At 56.0% G+C, this 22,950-nt stretch carries 20 protein-coding genes; 9 read left to right on the top strand and 11 right to left on the bottom strand.

From position 1 onward, the window contains the following. Nucleotides 1–19 precede the first annotated feature (19 nt). Both ACT3RR_RS00350 and ACT3RR_RS00355 read right to left on the bottom strand, forming a co-directional pair. A complete protein-coding gene (locus ACT3RR_RS00350; RefSeq protein ID WP_396130121.1) occupies nucleotides 20–646 on the bottom strand; it encodes a YbhB/YbcL family Raf kinase inhibitor-like protein in 627 nt (208 codons plus the stop codon). Nucleotides 647–801: 155 nt separating this feature from the next. After that, nucleotides 802–1,071 carry a hypothetical protein gene (locus ACT3RR_RS00355; RefSeq protein ID WP_154146284.1) on the bottom strand — a complete coding sequence of 90 codons (270 nt, stop codon included), beginning with the start codon at nucleotides 1,069–1,071 and terminating at the stop codon, nucleotides 802–804. Between the two features lie 187 nt (nucleotides 1,072–1,258). On the opposite strand from ACT3RR_RS00355, the gene ACT3RR_RS00360 reads away from it, so the two are divergent. Both ACT3RR_RS00360 and ACT3RR_RS00365 read left to right on the top strand, forming a co-directional pair. Continuing rightward, nucleotides 1,259–1,549, top strand: a complete 291-nt coding sequence (locus tag ACT3RR_RS00360) for a hypothetical protein (RefSeq protein ID WP_396130124.1) — start codon at nucleotides 1,259–1,261, stop codon at nucleotides 1,547–1,549. Nucleotides 1,550–1,684: 135 nt separating this feature from the next. Continuing rightward, nucleotides 1,685–2,134: a GFA family protein gene (locus ACT3RR_RS00365; protein ID WP_496199526.1), complete on the top strand. Its 450-nt coding sequence runs from the start codon at nucleotides 1,685–1,687 to the stop codon at nucleotides 2,132–2,134. A gap of 83 nt (nucleotides 2,135–2,217) precedes the next feature. Here the strand turns inward: ACT3RR_RS00365 and msrA are convergent, their stop codons facing one another. From msrA to ACT3RR_RS00400, 7 genes are all read right to left on the bottom strand, one after another. Then, nucleotides 2,218–2,937 carry a peptide-methionine (S)-S-oxide reductase MsrA gene (gene msrA, locus ACT3RR_RS00370; protein ID WP_496199527.1) on the bottom strand — a complete coding sequence of 240 codons (720 nt, stop codon included), beginning with the start codon at nucleotides 2,935–2,937 and terminating at the stop codon, nucleotides 2,218–2,220. Nucleotides 2,938–2,957: 20 nt separating this feature from the next. Further along, nucleotides 2,958–4,697 (bottom strand): cytochrome c biogenesis protein DipZ, encoded by a 1,740-nt coding sequence (locus tag ACT3RR_RS00375; protein ID WP_496199528.1) that lies wholly within the window; start codon nucleotides 4,695–4,697, stop codon nucleotides 2,958–2,960. Nucleotides 4,698–5,059: 362 nt separating this feature from the next. Then, nucleotides 5,060–5,395 carry a biofilm/acid-resistance regulator YmgB/AriR gene (locus ACT3RR_RS00380; RefSeq protein ID WP_353501202.1) on the bottom strand — a complete coding sequence of 112 codons (336 nt, stop codon included), beginning with the start codon at nucleotides 5,393–5,395 and terminating at the stop codon, nucleotides 5,060–5,062. Next, on the bottom strand, nucleotides 5,376–5,669 hold the full coding sequence (locus ACT3RR_RS00385) for a hypothetical protein (RefSeq protein WP_353501203.1): 294 nt from the start codon (nucleotides 5,667–5,669) through the stop codon (nucleotides 5,376–5,378). Before ACT3RR_RS00385 ends, ACT3RR_RS00380 begins: the two co-directional genes overlap by 20 nt. Nucleotides 5,670–5,826: 157 nt before the next feature. Beyond that, a complete protein-coding gene (ycgZ, locus tag ACT3RR_RS00390) occupies nucleotides 5,827–6,072 on the bottom strand; it encodes a regulatory protein YcgZ (RefSeq protein ID WP_353501204.1) in 246 nt (81 codons plus the stop codon). 273 nt (nucleotides 6,073–6,345) lie between these two features. Beyond that, a complete protein-coding gene (locus tag ACT3RR_RS00395; protein ID WP_496199529.1) occupies nucleotides 6,346–14,913 on the bottom strand; it encodes a GH36-type glycosyl hydrolase domain-containing protein in 8,568 nt (2,855 codons plus the stop codon). A gap of 156 nt (nucleotides 14,914–15,069) precedes the next feature. Then, on the bottom strand, nucleotides 15,070–15,294 hold the full coding sequence (locus tag ACT3RR_RS00400; RefSeq protein WP_353501205.1) for a hypothetical protein: 225 nt from the start codon (nucleotides 15,292–15,294) through the stop codon (nucleotides 15,070–15,072). A gap of 126 nt (nucleotides 15,295–15,420) precedes the next feature. Here ACT3RR_RS00400 and ACT3RR_RS00405 point away from each other — a divergent pair, with 126 nt between their 5' ends. The 4 genes from ACT3RR_RS00405 to ACT3RR_RS00420 all read left to right on the top strand — a co-directional run bounded on the left by ACT3RR_RS00405 (nucleotide 15,421) and on the right by ACT3RR_RS00420 (nucleotide 18,240). Then, on the top strand, nucleotides 15,421–15,594 hold the full coding sequence (locus ACT3RR_RS00405) for a helix-turn-helix domain-containing protein (protein ID WP_496199814.1): 174 nt from the start codon (nucleotides 15,421–15,423) through the stop codon (nucleotides 15,592–15,594). 63 nt (nucleotides 15,595–15,657) lie between these two features. Continuing rightward, nucleotides 15,658–16,488, top strand: a complete 831-nt coding sequence (locus ACT3RR_RS00410; RefSeq protein ID WP_496199530.1) for an AraC family ligand binding domain-containing protein — start codon at nucleotides 15,658–15,660, stop codon at nucleotides 16,486–16,488. 119 nt (nucleotides 16,489–16,607) lie between these two features. Next, complete coding sequence (locus tag ACT3RR_RS00415) at nucleotides 16,608–17,582, top strand: DMT family transporter (protein WP_496199531.1); 975 nt, start codon at nucleotides 16,608–16,610, stop codon at nucleotides 17,580–17,582. A gap of 160 nt (nucleotides 17,583–17,742) precedes the next feature. Beyond that, complete coding sequence (locus ACT3RR_RS00420; RefSeq protein ID WP_496199532.1) at nucleotides 17,743–18,240, top strand: GNAT family N-acetyltransferase; 498 nt, start codon at nucleotides 17,743–17,745, stop codon at nucleotides 18,238–18,240. Nucleotides 18,241–18,478: 238 nt separating this feature from the next. Here ACT3RR_RS00420 and ACT3RR_RS00425 read toward each other — a convergent pair whose 3' ends face one another. Then, entirely contained in the window at nucleotides 18,479–18,754 is a 276-nt protein-coding gene (locus ACT3RR_RS00425) for a hypothetical protein (protein WP_496199533.1), read from the bottom strand. Between the two features lie 90 nt (nucleotides 18,755–18,844). Beyond that, nucleotides 18,845–19,585: a DUF3053 domain-containing protein gene (locus tag ACT3RR_RS00430; RefSeq protein ID WP_485901751.1), complete on the bottom strand. Its 741-nt coding sequence runs from the start codon at nucleotides 19,583–19,585 to the stop codon at nucleotides 18,845–18,847. Between the two features lie 146 nt (nucleotides 19,586–19,731). Between ACT3RR_RS00430 and ACT3RR_RS00435 the strand changes: the two genes are divergently transcribed. The 3 genes from ACT3RR_RS00435 (at nucleotide 19,732) to cspE (ending at nucleotide 22,229) form a co-directional block, all read left to right on the top strand. Then, nucleotides 19,732–20,829 (top strand): DUF1615 domain-containing protein, encoded by a 1,098-nt coding sequence (locus tag ACT3RR_RS00435; protein WP_496199534.1) that lies wholly within the window; start codon nucleotides 19,732–19,734, stop codon nucleotides 20,827–20,829. A 110-nt stretch (nucleotides 20,830–20,939) separates the two neighbouring features. Next, complete coding sequence (locus ACT3RR_RS00440; RefSeq protein ID WP_496199535.1) at nucleotides 20,940–21,665, top strand: YnfC family lipoprotein; 726 nt, start codon at nucleotides 20,940–20,942, stop codon at nucleotides 21,663–21,665. A 351-nt stretch (nucleotides 21,666–22,016) separates the two neighbouring features. Beyond that, a complete protein-coding gene (gene cspE, locus ACT3RR_RS00445) occupies nucleotides 22,017–22,229 on the top strand; it encodes a transcription antiterminator/RNA stability regulator CspE (RefSeq protein ID WP_034788110.1) in 213 nt (70 codons plus the stop codon). The last annotated feature ends 721 nt before the right edge of the window (nucleotides 22,230–22,950 follow it).

Here is a 22,950-nt window from a genome sequence, read left to right on the forward strand (position 1 = left end):
CTCTCTCCTGCCTAAAGGCTTAGCGCACGTTCGGGTTCAGGCTGTAAGTGCCGGTCAGGCTGGCGGAGGCCAGAACGTGGCCTTCCAGCGCGGCCAGTGCGTCCGGGCCGTAGAACTTGGTTGGCAGTTCCAAATGTGGAATGTCCAGTGCGTAAAGGGTGAAAACGTAATCATGAACGATTTCATCATTCCACGGCGGGCAAGGGCCGTCGTAACCGTGGTAGTCGCCCCCCATGTTTTCGTCATCGCCGAACCACGCGGTGTAGCCATTAATGCCGTGGCGCATTGCCGACTCGGCAGGCAGCGCCGGTTTACCTTTTGGCGTGACGGCGTCGCTGTGGCTGCCTGCGGCAATGTCTCGCAGGTCGGCAGGAATATCGACTAACACCCAGTGGAACAGGTCGGCGCGCGGCAGGGAGGCGGGCACCACTTTGCCTTCCTGATTCACATTGTCGAGGCTGGTCGGCACGTGCGGATCAACACATACCAGTGCGAATGACTGGGTGTTGGCCGGTACGTCGCTCCAGGCCAGATGCGGGTTCTTATTGCTGGAAAGCGTCAGATGAGTAGCGGCATCCGGTACGGCAAAAGCAAATTGGCCGGGAATAGCGGCACCATTCTCAAAACTTTGGCTGGTCAATTTCATGGGTAAATCCTTTATAAGCCGGGGGCGAGACTTCCCCCGACAGAGCGTGACTGTGAGCCATGAGTATAAAGAGAATGCCGCCGACGTGAGTCACTTAACCCGTCAGATTACTCACCGTTTCACTCAATATGACGGGAAAGGTGATTTTGCCCGGCTTATTCCAGCGATCTACGCCAAAGATAGAACGCCAGCGCCGCCGGAGGCAGGAAGATCAGCAGCATAATGGGTAACTCTTCGCCCACGCCGTAGCCCGCTTGCAGCACGCCGCCCAGCATGTTCGCCAGCGCCACGCCCAGCCACACCACAATAAATGTCCACAGCCCCCAGCCATTCAGGGCGGGAGTGCGGCGCGAAAATAATTTAACCACCAGATAAAACAGTGCCAGCAGCAGGTAGCCACTCAGCAAAAACAGCAGGGTGCGCATCGATAGTTTGACTCATTGTGAATTTGAATAATTCCGTTTGTAACTATATTGCCACTGAATGAAAAATACGGGAATGGGGCGCAACATCTTTCTTTGCTATCAGCGTGATAGAAGGGACGAATTCAAGTTAATCTGATTGCTGCCGTTATCTACTCTTTAGAGAGTGCTCACTTTATTTGGAATGATTATGAAACCTCACAGCCTTTTGGTGATTGCCGCCTGCCTGCTGGCGGGCTGTTCCAGCATTGATAAGCCAGTGGGCGCGTCGGTTTACCGGCCACTCAACGCCAGCGGCATCACCGGCGAAGCCAGTTACACCACGTCAATCCTGCCGCCGCTAGAGCGTAGCCGCCGACAGGACACCTTTAAGAAAATCCACGACTTCTGCGGCGGTAAGTACGATATCACCGGCGAAAGCAATGACGGCCACGACGTGCATCTGGCGTTCTTGTGTACTAATAAGGTCAGTTATCAGTAGGCCTCGGCAGCCTCTTTTTATGCAGTGCGTGATCGTCCTCATACGATTAATCTTAGGTCCATGCTTTTGTTTAAAAGTTTGTAATACTAAGAGCATCTTGAGGTTGAATATGCATTGCAGTGAAAAGGAAAAACCATGTCCGAACAAAACGTTAGCCACAGAGGCCACTGCCGCTGTGGCAAGGTGGAGCTGACCATCACCCACCCGCCAATCATGACCGCCGCCTGCCACTGCACCGGCTGCCAGCGTATGACCTCTAGCGCGTTTTCCATGGGAGCTTTAGTCCCCGCCGACGCCTTTGCCGTCACGCGCGGTGAGCCTGAGATTGGCGGCCTACACGGAGAGTCCAATCACTATCACTGCGGCCATTGCAAAAGTTGGCTGTTCAGCCGACCAACCGGCTTTGAAACCATTGTGATTGTCAAAACGGTGATGTTCGACGACCTGCGAGATTTGCCACCCTTTATGGAAACCTGGACCAGCGAGAAGCTGCCGTGGGCCAGCACGCCTGCTGCGCACAGCTATGAGCAATTCCCGCCGCCAGCCGACTTACCTAAGCTTATCCAGCAGTTTGCCAGCCGTTAATCGGCTGCGCTAAACGCGCCAAACAAAAAGGGCGCAGCCGGAATTGCCGACTGCGCCCTTATTATTGCTGCTAAACACTTACATTACAGCACCGGATCATCCTGATAGCGCGAGGCGAACAGTTTCTTCAACTGAGCCAGCTTCGGCATATCGTTGATGGCGATATAAGGGTTGTCCGGGTTGAGCGTCATGTAGTTCTGGTGGTAATCCTCTGCCGGATAAAAGTGATTTTGGCTTTCGATTTTCGTCACCAGCGGCTTAGAAAACGCATGGCTGGCGTCTAACTGGGCGATGTACGCCTTGGCGACTTTCTCCTGCGATGCACTCAGTGGGAACAGCGCCGAGCGATACTGCGGCCCGCTGTCCGGCCCCTGACGGTTCAACTCGGTAGGGTTGTGCGCCACGGAGAAAAAAACCTGTAGCAGGTCGCCGTAGGAAACCTGCGTCGGGTCGAAGGTCACCTGTACTGACTCGGCATGCTCGGTTTTGCCACTGCTGACGGTTTCATAATCTGCCGTTAACGCCGTGCCGCCGGTGTAACCCGCCACCACGCTGGTTACGCCTTTCACATGCTGGAATACCCCTTCGACACCCCAGAAACAGCCACCGGCGAACAGCGCGGTTTCACTGTGCGAGGTGGTAGCAGGCGCTTCGATTTGCACCGGCGGGGCAATGGCGACGGCTTCTTCCGCGCCGCCAAAGGACCAGGCAATGCTGCACCACATCAGCGCGGTGATGGCGATAAAGACGCCCCAGACACCGGATCGGCGCAGAGAAGAAAATTGTTTATGAGTCGTTTGCATTCGGGTTGCCTCGCAGGTTTTTAACCAAAGGTGAAGGCGTAAGCCGTCACGCCGCTGTCTAAGAATTCGATGGTGAAGGTGTGGTCGCCCTGATTATCCGACTGGCGGATCAGCTGATATAAACGCTGGTCAGTCACCACGCCGTCACCTTCAGGAGAGACATCCGTGCCGTGCATCGCGCCCGGCGCTTTGCCGTCGAGCAACACTTTGAAATGCACCGGCTTGCCGTTTTTCCCCGGACCCAGCACCAAGTGCAAATCACGCGCATGGAACTGGTAGGAGATGCGCCCGGCCGGGCCATTCAGCTGAATGTTCTCGCCGCCGATGGTCCAGCGACCTGCCAGCCCCCACGAGTTCAAATCCAGATGCGTTGGCAGGGTGTAATCCGCCGGGGCGTCGCTCACCGCGCTCTCTGAGACAAAGTTCTCGGCGCGCATATAACCCAAATAGGTCTCTGGAGAGAGTGGGGCGCTGTTCTGATCCGCCGCCTGCTCGACGCCTTGACCCTGCACCTGACTGAGGGTGGTGGTGACGTTTTTGGCTCCCGCTTCACGCAGCAGCTGTTGGATCACCTGCTCGGACTGGGCGTAATCCCCTTCACCGAAGTGGCTGTGGCGAATCTGCCCCTTGGCGTCGATAAAGTAGTGCGCAGGCCAATATTGGTTGTTGAAGGCGCGCCAGATGCTGTAGTTGTTGTCGATAGCAATCGGGTAGTCGATGCCCAGCTTCTGCGCTTCTTTGGTGACATTATTGATGTCGCGCTCGAAGGCGAACTCCGGCGCGTGGACGCCAATCACCACCAGGCCCTGATCGCGATATTTGTCCGCCCAAGCTTTAACGTAGGGCAGGGCGCGCAGGCAATTGATGCAGGAGTAGGTCCAGAAATCGACCAGCACCACCTTGCCGCGCAGAGACTCCGCCGTCAGCGGCGGCGAGTTCAACCACTGCACAGCGCCGTCGAGGGAAGGCATCGGGCCTTGGTTATCCAGCAGCGGTGCGCCGTTTTCAGTGCTGGCCGAGGCGGTTTTCACCGGGCCATTGGCAGCGAATTTATTGATTAAGCTCTGCTCGAAGTCCCCCGTAGAGGCGGTGGAAATGCGCGCCAGCACGCCGGTATCCAGCCCGAGGGAGATTGCCACCACGCCGAGCAGCATTGCGGCACCCAAGCCCCGGCGGATCCACTCGCCTGCGCCCAAAGAGCGTTTCATGGCGCTAAACACTTTGCCACCAATCAGCAGGGCCAGCGTCAATGACGTCACGGCCCCCGCCGCGTAGGCCAGCAGCAGCAAGGTTGAGCCAACGTTAGCCCCTTGCAGCGCCGCCCCGGTCAACACCAAGCCTAAAATCGGTCCCGCGCAGGGTGCCCACAGCAGGCCGGTGGCGATGCCGAGTAAAAATGATGTACCGACCTGCGGCTTCTTACCGACGGTCAAAGCATCGGTCATGCGATTTCCTGCCGACACCAGCGGGTGCATCATGCGTTCGCCAATGCTTGGGAACAGCAGCGTGACGCCAAACACCGCCATCAGCACCAGCGCCAGCCAGCGACCATATTGGTTAGCCTGCACCACCCAGCCGCCGCCCACTGCCGCCAGCGTCGCCACCAGCGTGAATGTCAGCGCCATCCCCGCCAATAAAGGCAGGCCGGTGCGGGCGAAAGATTGGTCTGAACGCGCAAACACGAAAGGCAGCACGGGTAAAATACAGGGGCTGGCGATGGTCAGCACGCCACCGAGGTAGGCAAGGATAAGGATCAGCATGGTGTTTCCTCACAGCAGGATAAGGGCACAAATTTTTATTGTTTTGGACGGTGACAACTTCGCACGCTGTTATCCTGCCAAACCAACAAGGGCCAATGAATGACGGCTGAATGACAAAAATGTCATAAACACCGCTCTGATTTTATTCTGCCTGCAATTGAGGTGTTAAAGGGGGGTGTCACGAAAAGTTTAAGGTTGTCACTGATGTATAAACGGTTGTTTTTGGAGTTGTTTGTGGCGCGAGGAGTGGGGCAGAGAGTGATCGAAGGAGAGGGAGGATTAAACAAAAAACGCATCCCAACATTGTCCAAAAATGGCTAATGTTGGGATGCGTTTACAATAACGCTAGGCTGCGCCCGCGATCAAAACACCGCGTCGTCAGGCGTAATGCCGACCACCAGTTCCAGCGCGTTGCGCAGGATGTCGAGCTGAACAACATCGTTGGTAGTTTCAAGCTGCATGATCAGATGCAGAATAATGTCTTTATTCGTCACTTTGCCGCGTTGGGCCAAGATGGCGCGGATGGCGCCGCCCAGCGCTTCAGTTTCGGAGGAGTACATATCTCCTGATTTAGCAAAGTGTTGGTAAACATGGTGCTGTGTGACTTCGTCGGAAATTGACCCCATGCCTCGCGTGGCGTTGGTGTCTTGGTGCTCAAGCATATCCAAATCGGTGGTGTTAGTGCTTTTTACGTTCATCGGATGGCCCTTCAGCATTAAAAAAGTGTCGCACGTTGTCCGTGCTGTAGATTTCGTAAGTGAACCGCCCCTGCTGGTCTTTCGCACCGTGGCGGATCTCGTTTATGACCTGTTCGCACATCCGTTTCCGTTGAGGGTCATTCTCGCGGCCAGCCATAAATTGCAGCTGGGTGAGAAGACGCTCAATGGAAATGGCGCTCTTAGACTTGAGCAGGGCGACGACGGCTTCGCCCAGAAGCAGGTCCGTCAGTTTTTCATCTTCACTTCTAAACATAGTAATGACCTCTAATGCCTTACCTGGACAAACGCATATCGGTGTCAGGCTCAGAGTTGCTCTCTAGCCCCTCTCCCTAAACGCACGTGCGTTAATGAGGAATGACGGTGCATCAAGAGGAAATACGGTCGTGCCAACATCTCAAAGTGGTTTGTTTCTAGGCGTCGCGCTCAAGTACCAGCTGCAGGCAGGCTAAATAGTGTTTTTCCTGCGCGCCAGACTTTGCGGTTTCAATTCGGTTTAACAGCTTATCGCACAGTGCTTTACGGTTAAGATTTCTGCCAGCCGTTAAAATCTCAACGACGATCTGTCCCATGGTTTCTTCTTCTGAAAACAGCACCTCGGTGGAGAAGTGTGCCGCATCCATTACAGACAGATTTTGCTTCGAATTTGATTGCTGCATATGTTCCCTCACCCTTCAAATATATGGCTAATAGTCACCTGCGTGACGACAAAGCTATACAAGAATCTAAAACCTGTACAGGCTTAGTCGCACTAAATGATCAAGAATCGCGCGAGGGCGGGAAGATTTGTAAGCAAAGTAACTATTGTATCTTTATGAAATTATTCATTTATTTTTGAAGGGTACAGAATAGTCTTAAAGCGGGGAACCGACGTGAGGGGCCTTCTCCTTTTTAGGGAGAAGGCTGAGATACGCTGAAATAGGGAAAGAGAATTACTCTGCCAACCAAACCTCCACCTGATGGTTTACGCCATCATCCCGCACGGGGATCATACCGTCAGATACAGGTTGCCCGTCCATCACCACCTGATAGTCATTTTCGCCGCGTTTCACCGTGATGTGGTACTGGCTGCTGCCCTGTTGATAGGTCAGGCTGACCTGCGGCCAGTCGGCGGGCAGGCGGGTATAGATGGAGATAAACTCGCCGTGGCGCTTAATGCCCAGCAGCGACTCGGTGATTAGGCGATAGGTCCAGCCTGCCGAGCCGGTGTACCAGCTCCAGCCGCCGCGCCCGTTGTGCGGATCGACGGTGTAGATGTCGGCGGTGATGACGTAAGGCTCGACCTTGTAACGGTCTACCCCTTCGGCATTCAGGCTGTGGTTGATCGGGTTGATGAGCGACATCAGCTGCCACGCCCGTTCAATATCGCCCATTTCGGCGAAGGCCATTACGGCCCAGATCGCGCCGTGGGTATACTGCCCGCCGTTCTCCCGCACGCCCGGCAAGTAGCCGCGAATGTAGCCGGGGTTTGGTCCGTCGCCGTTAAACGGCGGGGTGAGCAGGCGAATCAGCCCGGCCTGATCATCCACCAAACGGTTATCCAACTGTTTCATCGCCTGCTGGCTGCGCTCGGGGTCGCCCGCGCCGGAAAGTACCGACCAACTCTGGGCGATGGCGTCAATCTGGCACTCATTGTTGAGATGAGAACCCAAGGTTTCGCCGCTGTCGAAGTAGCCGCGCAGGTACCATTCGCCGTCCCACGCGTTATCGTGCAGGTTCTGTTTCAACGTCGCCGCCTGCTGCTGGCACAGGGTGACGATGTCGGATTTGCCCAAGCGTTCGGCCAGCGCCGCAAAGCGCTGCAACACGTTGTAGAGGAAGAAGCCCAGCCAGACGCTCTCTCCCTGACCTTTGATGCCGACGTTGTTCATGCCGTCATTCCAGTCCCCCGCGCCCATCAGCGGCAGGCCGTTTTTGCCGAAGTTCAGGCCATGTTTGATGGCGCGCACCCCGTGCTCGAACAGTGTCTCGTTGAGGTTGCTGAGGGTCGGCTGCTCGTAGAAAGACTCCTCTTCCGGTGCCAGCAGCCGCGCTTCGATATACCCCACCGGCTGGTCGGCAATCGCCACGTCCCCCGTCACGTCAATGTAGTGGCACATCGCCAGCGGCAGCCACAGATAGTCGTCTGAGCAGCGCGTGCGCACGCCGTTGCCTGACGGCGGATGCCACCAGTGCTGGACATCACCCTCGGCGAACTGGCGGGACGCGCAGAGCAGGATCTGTTCGCGCATCCGCTCCGGCGCGGCGTGGGTCAGAGAGAGGGTGTCCTGCAACTGGTCGCGGAAACCAAAAGCGCCGCCGGACTGGTAGTAGCCGCTGCGCGCCATAATGCGGCAGGCCAGCGTCTGGTAAATCAGCCAGCCGTTGGTCAGCAGGTTGACGGACGGCTCCGGCGTGTGGATCTGAATTTTATCCAGCACCTGATGCCAGTGGTGGTGAATGTTGTCCAGCTCGCGGCGGGCCGCGTTTTCATCAAGGAACTGTCGGATCAGCTGTTCAGCGTCCTGCGCGTTTTGCCCAAGGCCGAGGGTGAAGACGAAGGTGCGCTGGTCGCCGTCAATCAGCGTGGTGGCCGACTGCACTGCGCCACAAGGGTCAAGCCCCGCGCCGGTTTTGCCGGACAGACGCTGAAACTGCATCGCCGCCGGGGCGCGCGGAGAGCCGTTGCGCCCCAAGAATTCGCGCCGGTCGCCACTCACCGAGCAGTGAACGCCGGTGACGGCGAAGAAGGCGGTACGCTCCGAGCCATTGCTGCCGTAGTAGTTGGTCGCTAACACGCCGCAGCCTTTGTCCACCGAGGCGCTGCGCGTCATCACGTGCATGGCGGATTTCGCCCGCAGATCGGCCATGATCCATTCGACATAGCCCGTAGCCGACAGCTTACGCGGACGGCCCGAGCTGTTGCTCAGAGTTAGAATAAACAGTTTCACCGGCGCGTGTTCCGCCACCAGCACGGTTAACTCGCTGTCGATGCCACTCTGGCGATGCTCAAAGCGGCTGTAACCAAAGCCGTGGCGGGTTAAATAGTCGCCGTCGCCGCGAACTGGCAGCGGCATGGGCGACCAAACTTCGCCACTCTCTTCGTCACGCAGGTAGAAAGCCTCGCCGGAGCCGTCGGTCACCGGGTCGTTTTCCCACGGCGTCAGGCGATATTCGTGGGCGTTTTCAAACCAGGTGTAAGCCTGCCCGCTTTCGGAGATCACCGTGCCGAAGTTGGCGTTGGCTATCACGTTGGACCAAGGGGCAGGGGTGTTTTTGCCCTCTGGCAGCAGGATTTGGTACTCGCGGCCATCCGGCGAGAAACCGCCCAGGCCGTTGAAGAAGCTCAGCGAGTGAGTGTCAAACTCGCGCGGCGCGTGCAGGTTCTTCGGCAGAATCGACATCGGCACCAGCAGCGGCTGAATGTTCTGCGGCTGCTGCATTTTTTGGTTGAACTGGTCAAGCAACCCGCCGTGGCGGTCGTCGAACCAAATGCTGGCGACGCTCATCAGCAGGGTGCGGTCTTCCGAGGTCATGTGCTCGCCTTTGCGCACGAAGATGCCGCCCGGCTTGTCCATCAGGCTCGACTCGGCACCGGCCGCAACGCGGCTCATGATCTCATTGTGCAACTCTTGCTGATAGCCGCCCTGATCGTTACTCAGGATCACCAAATCCACGCTCAGCCCTTTTAGACGCCAGTAGTTATGGGCACGAATCAAATGCGTGACCATCAGGATGTTCTCCGCACTGGTGATCGACAGCAGCACGATCGGCAAGTCGCCGGAGAGCGCGTGGCCCCACAGGCCGGACTGCCCGCGACGGTTCCGACCCAGGGTTTGGGCATCGGCGCGCAGTTCGGCGCTTGGGAACAGCACCGCGCTGGCCAGCCGATTGTAGAAGTTGGCGTCATCCTCATTGGCGTTTATCTGGCGCAATGTCACCTGACTGTGCGACCAGGCCAGCTCGAACACGCGGTCGGCGATGTTGTGGTCACGGTATTTCTCCATCATCGCCAGACTAAGGTGGCGCTCAGGGGTGATGCCGTAAACCATATCGATCACCAGCGGCACGCCGGGCTTGAGCACCACCCGCTGGCGGATAGCGACGATAGGATCCAGCACCGGCCCCGCGCTGTTGCCGAGCGGGCCGGGGTTGGCCAGCGCCTGTGGGTCAGCGGAAGTATGCCCACGGCCAATAAAGGCGGCGCGGTCAGTTTCAAACGAGGTTTCGCGGTCGGTCGGGCCATGAATAGCCAGCATGTGGAACAGCCACGGGCAGGCCTCGTTCTCCTCACGCGGGCGGCGGTGGCACAGAATGCCTTCGCGATCGGCCACCAGCTCGGTCTGGATAAACAGGTTGCTAAAGGCCGGGTGGGTGAGGTCATTGGCGGCCGGGGCCAGCACCACTTCCGCGTAAGTCGTTATCTCAATGACGCGCGGCTGGCGGCCTCGGTGAGTCAAGGTCATGCGGCGAAGTTCGACGTCATCTTCCGGCGATACCACGATTTTGGTGTGCATGATCAGCTGGCCTTCGGTGCGCTTAAACTCCACGCTGGCGTCGGTAAACACTGCCTGATAAAGACTGGCCTTTTGCCCCATCGGCTGCCACGCGTTGCTCCACACCTCGCCGGTCTGTGGGTCACTGATATAGCAGAAGGTGCCGCGCTGGCCGCGGGTGGCATCTTCGCGCCAGCGGGTCAGCGCGAGATTGTGCCAGGTGCTGTAGCCGCCGCCCGCCTGCGTCAGCATCAGGTGGTAATGGGTGTTCGACAGCAACTGTACTTCGGGAATAGGGCTGTCCACATTGTTGAATTCGCGAATATCCACATTCACCGCCTGTAGCGAACCCTCCACCGATTCAAACTGGCGGCGCGGGCTGTAGAGATCCACGGCGTCAGGCACGCGCTCTTGCAGCAGCAGGCGCGCCGACTGGAATGAGGTATTGGCGGCGAAGCGATCGACCATCGGCGCGTCGAGCAGCAAATGCGACAGCGCGAGGAAGCCCATACCCTGATGGTGCGCCATATAAGAGCGCACAATCACGTAGCTTTGCCCACGGTTGAGGCGCGACGGGGTGTGGTCCAGCGCCTCGTAGAAGCCATACTGGCCGCGCGCGCCCAGCGCCTCCAGTTCCAGCAGGTTGCCGCAGGCTTTTTGCGGCTCGACTACCAGCGCCATCAGCGTGGCATACGGGGCGATCACCATGTCTTCGCCCAAGCCGCGCTTCAGGCCCAGGCCCGGCACGCCGAACGCGTGATACTGGTAGTTATGGTTGGGGTCGAAGGAGGCGTAGGCCGATTCAGAAATCCCCCACGGCACGCCGTGCTCGTTACCCCAGTCAATCTGGCGTTTCACGGCGGCGCGGCACATCTGCACCAGCAGGGTGTCGGGATAGCCCGGCATCACCAGCTGCGGCATCAGATATTCAAACATCGAGCCGCTCCACGACATCAGCGACGGCTTTTTGTCTATCTGGGTAAACAGCCTGCCGAGGGCAAACCAGCTTTTCAGCGGCAGTTGGTTGGTGGCAATGGTGAAGTAGTTGGTGAGGCGAATCTCCGAAGGAAGCAGGTCGTAATGGCCGCTATCCAGCTTATTAATGTCGCAGTTATAGCCGACACTCAGCAGGCTAGTGGTGGTGTTGTAGAGGAATTTGAAGTCCATCCGCGCATGGTCGGCGAGGCGTTTTTCCAGTTCGCTAATCAGCACCAGCCGCTTGCGCGCCAGGGTGACGGTCAGCGCGATTTTGGCCCGGTTCAGCCCTGGCACCTTGCCTTCCAACTGAGACAGCCAGACCAGCGAAGGCAGCACTTTGCCCCCCGGCTCTTGCTGCATCCAGCCATAAAGCAGCGCCCACTCCTGGCAAAATTCGCTCAGTTGCACCTTGAGTGCACTCAGCCAGCGCACGTCGCCATTGGGTTCTAGCAGCAGCGTCGAGGTCAGAGTCAGCATGGCATTTAGCTCATTGAACACCTGATGCTGCGGCAGTCCGCTGGCGTTAAGCCAGTGCTGGCGCAGTGGCTTGAGGGTTTCCCGTTTGCCGGTCCCCGCGCCGCTTTCCACCAGATAGAGGGTATCTTCGATCCCCGCCAGTACCTGTTTGATGTCAATCGCGGGCAGATGGCGCAAGGCCGCCAGCCCGGTGCTCAGAGTGAGCAAGTGCCCGGCCAGATTGCCGCTATCGACGCTGGAGATATAGCGCGGATTGAGCGGCGCGAGGGTGCGGGTGTCATACCAGTTATAGAGGTGGCCGCGATAGTGCTCGAGCTTGTCCAGCGTATCCAGCGTATTGGTGGTGCGCAGCAGCAGATCGCCCTGCGTGATATAGCCGAAGTCCATCGCCGTCATGTTGGCCAGCAGCGACAGGCCGATATTGGTCGGCGAGGTGCGGTGAGCAATCACCGGCTCCGGCACCTCCTGATAGTTATCCGGCGGCAGCCAGTTCTCGTCTTTATTCACGAATGTGGCGAAGAAGGCCCAGGTTTCGCGGGCGGTCTGGCGCAGGAAGCGGCGCTGTTTCAGGTTGATATCCGCCTGAGGCTTGCCCGGCGTTTTGCTCATCCAGCTCAGCAGGCGCGGCGCGAAGAACCACAGGACGCCCAGCGGCACGGCGAGCGTCATATACAGAGGGTTGAAGTGCAGGGTCAGCAGCACAAACAGCACCCCGGCCAGCGGGTTAACCCACATGGCGCGGTAGAAGTTCTCCGGCGACAGCGAATAGCGGGTTTTACTGGCGTCGAAGCTGGCCCACTCATTGAGATGCTTATGGCTGATCGCCAGCCGCCACAGGGTGACGAGGATAGCCTTCAGGTTGTAATAGCTCTCGTGCGGCAGGGTACTGAGGGTCAGTAACAGGTGCGACAGGCGGGTCAGCGTCGAGGCCAACACGGTTTTGACATGCTGCAACAGCGGGCGTCGCGGACCTTTATTCAGCAGGTCTAACAGCAGCGCCACCGCCGTCGGGAATAGCAGCAGCGTGGCGATAAAGCCCAACCAGTAGGCCGGATTGGGCACTATCGTGATAGTGCAAAACAGCATCACCAGCAGGCTTGGCGCCACCAGACTGCGGCGCAGGTTGTCGAGCAGTTTCCAGCGCGACAGGGTACTTAGCGGGTTGGCGTGGCGCGTGCCATCGGCCCGCCGCACCCGCAGGCGCAGCCAGTTGAGCAACTGCCAGTCGCCGCGGATCCAGCGCGAACGGCGCGCCGCGTCCACCAGATAGTTGGCCGGATATTGCTCATACAGCACCACGTCGCTCAGCATGCCGGAACGGGCGTAGCAGCCTTCCAACAGGTCGTGGCTGAGCACCAGATTTTCCGGGCAGGTGTTGTGGGTGGCCTGAGTGAACATATCGACATCGTAGATGCCCTTGCCGACAAAAGATCCCTCGCCAAACAGGTCCTGATAGATGTCTGACGACATGGAGGAGTAAGGATCATTGCCCGGCTTACTGCTGCTCAGGGCGGCGTAGCGCCCCTGACCGTAACGCGGGATCTCCTCAGCCAGTCGCGGTTGCAGGATGGCGTAGCCCTCGACCACTCGACCAAGTTCAGCGTCAAAAATCGGATGGTTGAGCGGGTGGGCCATGGCGGCAACCAGCTGATGGGCCGTGGCGCGGGGCAGCACGGTATCGCTGTCGAGGGTAATAACGTACTTCACCTTGGAGAGCTGTTGCTGAGTGGCACCAATCACGGTGGAGAAAGCGTTGCTCTGGCCACGCAGCCAGTGGTTAAGGGCGCTCAGCTTGCCGCGTTTGCGCTCATAGCCCATCCATACGCCTTGCGACGGGTTGAACTCACTTTCGCGATGCAGCAGGCTGAACAGTCCGTCGGGTGCCTGCGGATAGCGGCGATTGAGCAGCTCGATTTGCGCCGTGGCGTATTCCAGCAGGCGATCGTCGGCGTCGCGATAACGGGTGTTACTGTCGTGAAAATCGGCGATCAGGGCGAAATAGAGGTGAGCGCGGGTGTTACCGAGATAACAGACTTCGAGGCTGTTGACCAAGGTGTCAATCCCCGCGCGGCTGCCGAGCAGGCAGGGAATGGCTACCAGCGTGCTGAAGCGTTCGGGGATCTCTTTGGAGAAATCCAGCCGTGGCAAAGGGTGCGGCGTGCGGCTGCGGGTGGTGGCTTCGCTCAGTAAACTCATCACAAACTGGCTACAGACAATCACAATCGGAATAGCCAGCAGCCACAGCGGCCAGGTCATGCCTCGATCGTGGGTGTGCAGCAGCAGATCGGCGGTGAGGGCGGTGATTAGCAGGCTCAGGCTGCCCAGCCATGAAAGCAAAGGGGTTTTGTTGAGCTGCTGGCGAAAACGGCTGAGGGCTGAATAGCGGATATCCAGATGCTTCTCGAGCGCGTCGCGGCCTTTATCCACCAGAAAATAGCCGACGTGGCGCATGCGGCTGTCCGGCGGCGCGGCTTGGGTCAGGGCAATCACCTGCCGGGCAACGCCGGCTTCATCATAAATACAGTGGCGCGCCAGCATCTCAATCACGTGGCGATAATTATCGCGGGTGTCGAAGTGCATGGTCGGATAAATGCCCGCCGGGTCCTGGTGCAAGATGCTCTCCACCAGACTCATGCTTTCGGCGAAGTCCGCCCAGTCCATCTCATTCAACTGGCGCAGGCCAATAATGCTGTTACTGACGGAGAGCTGGCTGACGGCTAACTGCTGGTTGAAACGGGCAATCAGCTCAGAGGTGGTCAGGCCGACCTCGGTCAGACGCTGCTCAATCCAGGTCAACGGCAGGGCCAGCATCGAGCCGTGGCCTTGCAGTCGGCGCACTAACTCGGCGACAAAGGCACTGGTGCGCGGCGGGTTGGTGCGCGCCATGTCGGCGATCACGATGATCAAACGCGCCGGGTCGTTTTCGGCGGTGTCCTGCATTTTGTTCACCCAGCGGTCGGCCAGATTGCGCTCTTGCTGGGCCTTCGCCACGTCGATACTCACTCGCCGCAGATTCTCAATCAGCGCCAGACGCAGCATGCCGGGCAGCGCCCACAGCTCGCCCAGTTTCAGCGGCGTGACTTTCTGGTAGGCGGTCATAAAACGCGTCAGGGTGGTGGCATCCCAGTGGCCGTCGCTGTGGGCGATAACCTCGGTAGCGATGTCATAGATGCGCGGGCAGTTGTGCGGCGCAGCCAGCGCGGGCAGGCCTTTACCGAAGTTTTTCGGCAACAGCTGACGCACCAGGCGAATCTGTTCTTCAATCAGATAAAAGTTATCGAGCAGCCACTCGCCGGCCGGGGCGATGCTTTTTTTGTCGCCCGTGCTGAGGATCTGACAGTTACGCGTCAGCATGGTTTCATTGGCATCCAGCCGTTTGAGCAGGTAATAAGGCGCTTTTTTGCTCGACAGCTTATGGGATTGCGCCAGCTTTCGGCCGTAGCGCTCCATCTGATCTACTGAGAATAACTCCGCCTGAATGGCGGAAGTTTCCTGATTTTCTTTCGTACTACCGGCTGAAACCGGCTGATCTTTATGACTTTTAAACCAATCACTGAACGGGATTTTCACGCAAACATTCCTTATGCGTACGCAAAAGGACAGGCTTAGACACGACGATGTGGGTACGCAAATTGAGTGAAGAAATAGCGAGGAAGCTTCACGGATGAACGGTGTAGAAAATAACCGGTTGGTTTAAGCTTAGCAGTGTTCTGCGTGGTGCTGAGTTTATATTACAGAGTTGCGAATGGGCTTGGCTTTGCCTTTGACGATTTTCAGCGCTTTATCCGGGTCGCCCGCCACAAATTCAAAGGTCGGTGAATAGTAAAAAGGCAGCCAGCCGCCGTAGCCGCTTTCCCATTCCCAACGGACCGGGCAAGGCCACAGAATATCTTCATACATAATGTAGTAAGTCCATCGTCCGTGAGGGCGACGTGGTTTGGGTGTTTTCATAAATTGGCCGGGCGGAGTTCCTACAGGACACAGGTTATATTTTGAACCCCTGAGCCCTAGGTTTCAAGCCTTGTCCCGCGCGCGGCGTCAGACGATCGGACGCGTCCCTCGGGCTTAGCCCACCGCATCAGTGCCTGTGAGCTTCAGGGTAAGTCGAACAACGAGATCAGCCAAATTCTCAATCGAAGCCCGAAAACAACCAGTGCGCAGAAGAAAAGCGTGCTGCAAAAACTCAACGTAGGCAGCATTGCCGAACTGATTTCCGTCAGCGCTATTAATAAGCGGGTGAATCCGCTCTGAAGTTAAAAATGCTATCCTTATTGGACTCACTTAACCGCCAGTCTGATAGAGGAGGGCAAAACGATGCAGGGCGTACCGGAGCTTTTCCCCTACGACAAGGACTGCGCGCAGTTTAAGGCCTTGCCACAGCTGCCCGGCGTGGAGCTGTATCACGCGCACATTGATCGCTATGCTTTTGAGCCTCACTCCCACGAGGCTTTTGGCATTGGCGCGATTGAACACGGCGCCGAGCGTTTTCGCTATCGCGGCGCTGACCATCTGGCGTCGGCGGGTTCACTGGTGATGATGAACCCGGATGAGATTCACACCGGCCAGTCGGAAACCGAAGGCGGCTGGCTCTATCGCATGATTTACATCGAGCCGCAGGTGTTTGAAGAGTTGTCTGGCGAACGCGCACGCTGGTTCACCGACGCCGTGCGCCATGACCCGCGTGCTGCGCGCCAGCTGTCGCAACTGCTCTCCGGGTTGTGGGATACTAACGACGCGCTGACCCGCGACGGCCTGATGCTGGCGGTGACTGACCTGCTGCGCCCGCACTCTCACGTCGGGCATCGGCTGTGCTCCGAGCCTGCCCACCGTTTTGACCGAGTAACCGAGTATCTGCGGGAAAACTTCGCCAACAGCATCACCTTGGATGAGCTGGCGTCGCTGGTCAGCCTCAGCCCGTACCACTTCCTGCGTAAATTCAAACAGCAGATGCACGTCACGCCGCACCAGATGCTGATGGCTATTCGCCTCAATGAAGCCAAGCGCATGCTGAGTTTTGGCATCCCTGCCGCGCAGGTGGCCTTCAGCGTTGGCCTGACCGATCAAGCGCACCTGACACGCGCCTTCTCCAACCGCTATGGCTCGACCCCGGTGCGTTATCAAAAGCAGGTCGCGTCCGGTAAATAACCCTCCAATGCGTTAACTCCTCGCTTTACCCTTCTTCGCCAAGTGCGCAATTTCCTACAATACAGCGCCCACGCCTCTCTTTACCCTGACGGCATGTAAATGTTTTCTAGAGGTTAAAAATGTTAAAAGGCGTCCTGTTCGCCCTGGCTTCGGGTTTAATGTGGGGACTGATTTTTGTTGGGCCGATGATTGTGCCGGACTATCCGGCGTCAATGCAGTCGACTGGCCGTTATGTGGCTTTTGGCGCGATTGCGCTGGTGGTGGCGTGGATCAAACGCGACGCGCTGCGCGACCTGTCGCGTGCCGACTGGATTGAAGCGCTAAAGCAGACGGTGATCGGCAACCTTATCTATTACTTCTTCCTCGCCAGCGCCATTCAGCGCACCGGCTCGCCGATTTCCACCATGATTATCGGCACGCTGCCGGTGGTTATCTCGGTTTCGGCCAACCTGTTTTATGGTCAGAAGGAGGGCAAGTTGTCGTGGCGTAAGCTCACGCCGGCTCTGCTGGTGATTGCGTTGGGCCTGGGGTTGGTCAACGTCGCCGAGCTGAAGGGCAATACCGAGCCGTTTGACGCGTGGCGCTACGGCACGGGTATCGCCATGGCCTTAGCCGCGCTGGCCTGCTGGACCTGGTTCCCGCTGCGCAATGCCCGCTGGCTGCGCGAAAACCCGGACAAGTCGCCAATCACCTGGTCGGCGGCGCAGGGCCTCGTGACCCTGCCTCTGGCGACGGTCGCTTTCCTGCTGGTTTGCGCCCAGCTGTCGATCAGCCACTCCGGCATCGCGCTGCCGTTCGGCCCGCGCCCGTGGGTGTTTATCGGCCTGATGATCGCTATTGGCGTGTTCTGCTCATGGGTAGGTGCACTGTGCTGGAACGAAGCCAGCCAGCGTCTGCCGACCGTGCTGCTCGGGCCGCTGATCGTGTTCGAAATTCTGGCCGGTCTGGGCTACGCCTTCCTGCTGCGCCACCAGTGGCCGCCGCTGATGACCTTAGCCGGTATCGCCTGTCTGGTGATTGGGGTGATTGTTGCAATGCGCATCAAACCTGAGCCGGTGCAGCCACTGGCGCAAAAGAATCTGCATACGCCATAATTAAGCGTCGGGCTTCTAAGGCTATAAAGGATGAGATGTCGAATCCCTACCGGATTTGAAATTTTGCGAAAATAGCCACTTTTTCCACATTTCCTCCCTGCTTTTTTCCTCATTCTGCATAAACTGCTGACAGGGCAGTGAATTCAATGACGGGGGAGAGATGGCAGCAGAGAGCAAAGTCAAGATAGCGCGGTTCGCACGGGGGGACACCCCGGCGGTCGTCGCGCTTATTTTACCGATTCAGAATCAAGAGTTCGGCGTGGCGATCACTGCCGAGCAACAGCCCGATTTAAGCGACATTCCCGGCTTTTACCAACAAGGTCACGGAGATTTCTGGGTAGCGAAAGTTGAAGATGAAGTGGTTGGCTGTATCAGTCTGAAGGATATTGGCGAGCAGCAGGCCGCGCTGAGAAAAATGTTTGTAGCCAAGCCGTGGCGCGGCAGCGAGTATGGGGTAGCAGGTCGCTTACTTGAGACTCTGCTGGACCACGCGCGAGCGCAGAAGCTGCAGGATATTTATCTCGGGACTACCGAAAAATTCCTCGCCGCACATCGTTTCTATGAGAAGAAAGGTTTTGTTGAAGTGGATGCGTCAGCACTTCCGGCGACTTTTCCCCGCATGTCCGTGGACGTGAAGTTTTATCATTTTTCAATTTGAGAATTGAGTGATGTTAAGTTGGCGAAGGATTCAGGTTAAAAAGGCCTTTGTGCTGTTGCTCGGGGCCATGATGTTGACGGGGTGCGTGGCCGATAGTCGCTTGTGGGGATTGATCCCTAACTCGTCGGATGTTTGCGCGCACGGCAAAGACAGTATTACCGGAAATTGTCGCGATTAATCGCGTAAAACGTCAGGCTAGCAGTAAAGCGGCCTGACGTTTTTTATGCGTCGCAATAGCTTAGGCTTTGGTGCCCGGCAGCAGGGATTGCGCACATTTGAACACGTCGCCGCGGAATTTCTTCGAGGCATCGTCGAGATCTGGCGTGTTGGCCAGCTCGGCTTTGCCCGCGTCGATAGTCTCATTAACGGCGATGGTGAAGGCATTTTCACTCTCTTGGTTAATGACGCTGCCTGCGACGCCAAACAGAATGCGCATGGCAGAAATCTGAACCAGCAATTCGCGGTTTACGCGCTCAAGTTGGTCAATACGTTTTGACTGAATATCGTCGCTCATGGTGCTCTCCTTCAAAGTAGTGGCGCACACCTTAACAAAATTGCGCGGCCAAAAAAAACCGCCATGGGCTGCCAGACGCCGGTTGCGCGATTAATGCACCATTTTCTGCATTTCGCCGCTGAGCTGAATCAGGTCGGCATTCAGCGGGACAAGTTGCTGCTGAATGGCATTGTATTTGTCGAGCGTGGCCTGTTTATCGAATTGCAGCCGATTGCCAGAAATAGTGACATTTTTGCCCTGCGCCTTGATGAAATCTGCCTTGGCGACCACCAGAGTCAGCACTTTTGGCAATAAGGTGAAGGCCTGCTCGGCCACGGCGCTAGGCTGGACCACCACTTTTTCATAAGCCTGGTCATAGACCTTTTTCAAATCATCCGGCTGCTTCAACGCGGCGTGACGGGTGTCCGCCTGTTTGCGCAGCACCACCAATTTTTCCCGCCAGTTGCTGCTGCTCTCCGCCATTTTTTGCAGCTCATCGCGTTTTTCCAGCAGCTTGTTCACCGTCACGGTTTCATTCAGGCTGGCAAACACCGGCCCCAGCGACGCATTCATCTCTTCACTCATCTGGCGATGAAAATCAGTGATCAGCCCATAGTCATCACTGTATTTGCCGAAATCTTTACGCTCTTCTTCGGTCAATTGCGGCACGGCGACGGTTTGCACCGCCATAATCCGAGTCTGTAAGAAGTCGATAAAGGCTTTGCGCTGGGCGGGCTCTTTATCGCCACAGCCGCTGAGGGCAAGCAGCAGGGCCAGCATAATGAAAGGCAGCAACAGATAACGCAGGGCGATGCCCCGACTTGATGAAAAGGGCAAAGATGACGTGTGCATTGAAATTTTCTTCCTTATTTGAAACATTTCAACCTACAAACATAGACTATAACCTCTGCAACGCGCATTGCGTTGCGCATTCCTGCCTGTGGGCGAGGGTCTTCACCTGCTCTCGGCGGGATAACGTAATGATCAACAGGGAAACTATGATCCGACGTAAAAGTAAGTACTGGCTTTCACTCACGGCCTTGCTGGTTCTGGCGGGATGTAGCACCAAGAAGCAGTCGGAGACGGCAGTAACCCGCCCGGCAGACACCAAAGCGCAGATAGTTCGATTGATGCCGGCTAGCGTGCCTGACCGTCAGGGCTGGGCGACGGATATCACGGCGGCATTTAGCGCGCAGAACATTGCGCCGACTACCGAGAACATCTGCTCGGTGCTGGCGGTGGCGCAGCAAGAGTCAAACTTTAGTGTCGATGCGCCGGTGCCGGGGCTGGGGAAAATTGCCTGGAAAGAGATCGATAGGCGCGCCGACGCGGTGCATGTGCCTAATTTTCTGGTCCACACCGCGCTATTAATAAAGTCGCCAAATGGTAAATCCTACAGCGAGCGATTGGACAAAGTGCGCAGCGAAAAAGAGCTGAGCGCGATTTTCGATGATTTCATCAGCATGGTGCCTATGGGGCAGAAGCTGTTTGGCAATCTCAACCCGGTACACACTGGCGGGCCGATGCAGGTGAGCATTGCCTTTGCCGAAGCCCACGCCAAGGGCTATCCGTATCCTATCGACGGGAGCATTCGCCACGAAGTGTTTAGCCGCCGTGGGGGGATCTATTTCGGCACGCTGCACCTATTGGGCTATCCGGCCAATTACAGCCAGACGCTTTATCGCTTCGCGGACTTCAATGCCGGTTGGTACGCCAGCCGCAACGCCGCATTCCAAAGCGCGGTGAGCCGCACGTCCGGCATCCCACTGGCGCTCGATGGTGATGTCATCAATTACGGCACGGATAAGGCTGGGTCTACCGAGCTTGCCGTGCGGGTACTTGGCAAACGGCTGGGAATGAGTAATTCTGCTATTCGCCGCGCATTAGAAAAGGGTGACTTGCCGGAGTTTGAGCAAACCTCCCTCTATAAGCAGGTTTTCGCCTTAGCGGATAAAACGGCTGGTAAGCGCTTACCTCGCGAAATACTGCCGGGTATTCAGCTAGAAAGCCCGAAAATTACCCGTAAACTCACCACGGCGTGGTTTGCCAAACGGGTCGACGAGCGTCGTCAGAAATGCGTCGCCAGCGCAGGCTAAGGCGTAAATTTTATTCGGCTGGTTTTGTGACAGCGCAGAGCGATAGGTCCATGGGCGCCTGCATAATGATCGTGTTGGTTTGAACCTCAATCCTTAATCGAGAATTTTACATGAAGAATGTCGCCGCCCTGACGATATCCACGCTGTTCCTTTATGGATGTGATACGCAAGCCAGCCTCGAGCCGGTAAACCCAATTTTTGCCAGCTACTCCAATATCTTTGGCTTCGAGCCGATTCGCGGCAAAGTAAAAAGCTTCCTGCAACAGCAGCATGATGAGCAGGGCAAAGTCAGTTCCTTGTTTCAAGGCGCGCTATCGGCAACCGGCTGTTTTAATGAGTTAAAAGTGGTAGCACCCCTGATGGGGCTAGATGTCGATCTGCTCAAAGAGGGTAACTTCCTGGTGAATCGGGGAGATAAGCAGAAGCGTTATGCTTTGAAAGATAACTGCTTACCCGAACGGGATCTCACCGACGACACACGCTATGAAAGCAATGATAAAGGCTATGTCACGGCTGCTATCAAGGAAAAAGATACGAGTAAAAACAGTTATTTTGAGTATGACGCCTCGGGATTCCCTTCGAAAATATCTCAACCGACGCCGACCGGGCCTTTTGTCGCCATCATTAAAGCGACAGAATCCGAAGAGAAAAAACGCAATAACACCATCGAAACCCGAGTTAAAGATGTCCTGCTTGGGGAAGTGATCACCCGCTGTGACTATGATGACCACTTCAACGCAACTCACTGTAAGATAACCAGTAAGTCAGCAGAAAAAGACAAACCTTTGCCGAAGAGACTCGATGATCCCGAGACAACTACGATAGAGTATTACTAAAAAGACGAGGGAGCAGAGGGGCATAAAAAGGCTTTCAACCTGCTTAATTTATTCTCTGTGATTAGCCGTCTGGCAGTATATATCGCTGTAGAATAAAAACCGGCTAACTAAAGTTAATCTGAAATAAAGCTTGCGTCTAAAAGTTATCTATGTGTAAATAGCGTCAACGGTTTGTCGTTAAGACCTATTTATGAAAGACATTTTAGTAAAGCAGTTCCTAGTTCAAGTGATATAGCAAATCTCTTCTCCGACGAATTTTCTTCTCTAGTGCCCCCATAAGTAACTCATAATAAAAACAGACCCTCATTGCCCTATGGCATCTAAAAAATAAAATTCAAGAAGGTATTTCTTATGTCTAATAAAATGACTGGTTTAGTAAAATGGTTTGATGCTGGTAAAGGTTTTGGTTTTATCAGCCCTGCAGACGGTAGCAAAGACGTGTTCGTTCACTTCTCTGCAATCCAGAGCAATGATTTCAAAACCCTGGATGAAGGCCAAAACGTTGAATTTACCATTGAAAATGGTATGAAAGGCCCTTCAGCTGGCAACGTAGTCGTACTGTAACAATCGTCTGTCATAATGGTTTTAACCTGCAATAGCGATGATGGGCCAGACCCGGAGCAGACAGGAAAATAATTAAGACAGCGTTACAACGATTCAAATAAACCTCGATGAAAATCGAGGTTTATTGCTCTCTGGAGCATGTAAAAATTTCCGAATATATTATTCACTGCTCGTTTAATAAAATTATCGTTTACCAACAGAAAAGACGATTTGCGAATTTTCCTAACGATTATCCATTTTTAAAAAATAGGGTTTTGGGAGATTGCCTGAAATAGGCGAAGTCGATTTTTCTGTTGTGAAACAGTTTTGCTCAGACTGCGCAATGTTGGAGTGTTCGATGGACGCTTGCGCCACAATATGACGGCCGGGAAAGTAACCGGCACTCATTTTTAACCTGAATACTTCAGATTGCAGATGCGTTGGGTGGACGAACTTGTCGCCTTCCGTGCAACTCGATTTTTGGGTGAAATCAAAACCGCACTCTGTTGCGGTTTTTTTGTGCCCGAAAATCACCACCGGCTCTGAGATTGGCAAAAAACAGATAAAAAAAAGCCCGCACGAAGCGGGCAAAATAACAGGGTTCTACAGGGGTTTTCTACACAGGGACATCACACAACATCTTGATGGCTCTAAGGTATCAAACGCTCTGTATGGTTTTGTCATCGCTCGGTAAGGTTAGGGCAGGAGTTGTAAAATCCAGCGTTACTCGAACGATTAACGC

This window comes from Ewingella sp. AOP8-B2-18, assembly GCF_052376015.1.
Lineage (GTDB): Bacteria > Pseudomonadota > Gammaproteobacteria > Enterobacterales > Enterobacteriaceae > Ewingella > Ewingella allii.

Coding starts and splice junctions, on each gene's coding strand:
- ycgZ (WP_353501204.1), bottom strand. CDS start 6,072: ATGCAGCAATCAAATTCGAAGCAAAATCTGTCTGTAATGGATGCGGCA.
- ACT3RR_RS00365 (WP_496199526.1), top strand. CDS start 1,685: ATGTCCGAACAAAACGTTAGCCACAGAGGCCACTGCCGCTGTGGCAAG.
- cspE (WP_034788110.1), top strand. CDS start 22,017: ATGTCTAATAAAATGACTGGTTTAGTAAAATGGTTTGATGCTGGTAAA.
- ACT3RR_RS00430 (WP_485901751.1), bottom strand. CDS start 19,585: ATGCACACGTCATCTTTGCCCTTTTCATCAAGTCGGGGCATCGCCCTG.
- ACT3RR_RS00420 (WP_496199532.1), top strand. CDS start 17,743: ATGGCAGCAGAGAGCAAAGTCAAGATAGCGCGGTTCGCACGGGGGGAC.
- ACT3RR_RS00380 (WP_353501202.1), bottom strand. CDS start 5,395: ATGAACGTAAAAAGCACTAACACCACCGATTTGGATATGCTTGAGCAC.
- ACT3RR_RS00355 (WP_154146284.1), bottom strand. CDS start 1,071: ATGCGCACCCTGCTGTTTTTGCTGAGTGGCTACCTGCTGCTGGCACTG.
- ACT3RR_RS00350 (WP_396130121.1), bottom strand. CDS start 646: ATGAAATTGACCAGCCAAAGTTTTGAGAATGGTGCCGCTATTCCCGGC.
- ACT3RR_RS00375 (WP_496199528.1), bottom strand. CDS start 4,697: ATGCTGATCCTTATCCTTGCCTACCTCGGTGGCGTGCTGACCATCGCC.
- ACT3RR_RS00435 (WP_496199534.1), top strand. CDS start 19,732: ATGATCCGACGTAAAAGTAAGTACTGGCTTTCACTCACGGCCTTGCTG.
- ACT3RR_RS00360 (WP_396130124.1), top strand. CDS start 1,259: ATGAAACCTCACAGCCTTTTGGTGATTGCCGCCTGCCTGCTGGCGGGC.
- ACT3RR_RS00425 (WP_496199533.1), bottom strand. CDS start 18,754: ATGAGCGACGATATTCAGTCAAAACGTATTGACCAACTTGAGCGCGTA.
- msrA (WP_496199527.1), bottom strand. CDS start 2,937: ATGCAAACGACTCATAAACAATTTTCTTCTCTGCGCCGATCCGGTGTC.
- ACT3RR_RS00410 (WP_496199530.1), top strand. CDS start 15,658: ATGCAGGGCGTACCGGAGCTTTTCCCCTACGACAAGGACTGCGCGCAG.
- ACT3RR_RS00400 (WP_353501205.1), bottom strand. CDS start 15,294: ATGAAAACACCCAAACCACGTCGCCCTCACGGACGATGGACTTACTAC.
- ACT3RR_RS00440 (WP_496199535.1), top strand. CDS start 20,940: ATGAAGAATGTCGCCGCCCTGACGATATCCACGCTGTTCCTTTATGGA.
- ACT3RR_RS00415 (WP_496199531.1), top strand. CDS start 16,608: ATGTTAAAAGGCGTCCTGTTCGCCCTGGCTTCGGGTTTAATGTGGGGA.
- ACT3RR_RS00385 (WP_353501203.1), bottom strand. CDS start 5,669: ATGTTTAGAAGTGAAGATGAAAAACTGACGGACCTGCTTCTGGGCGAA.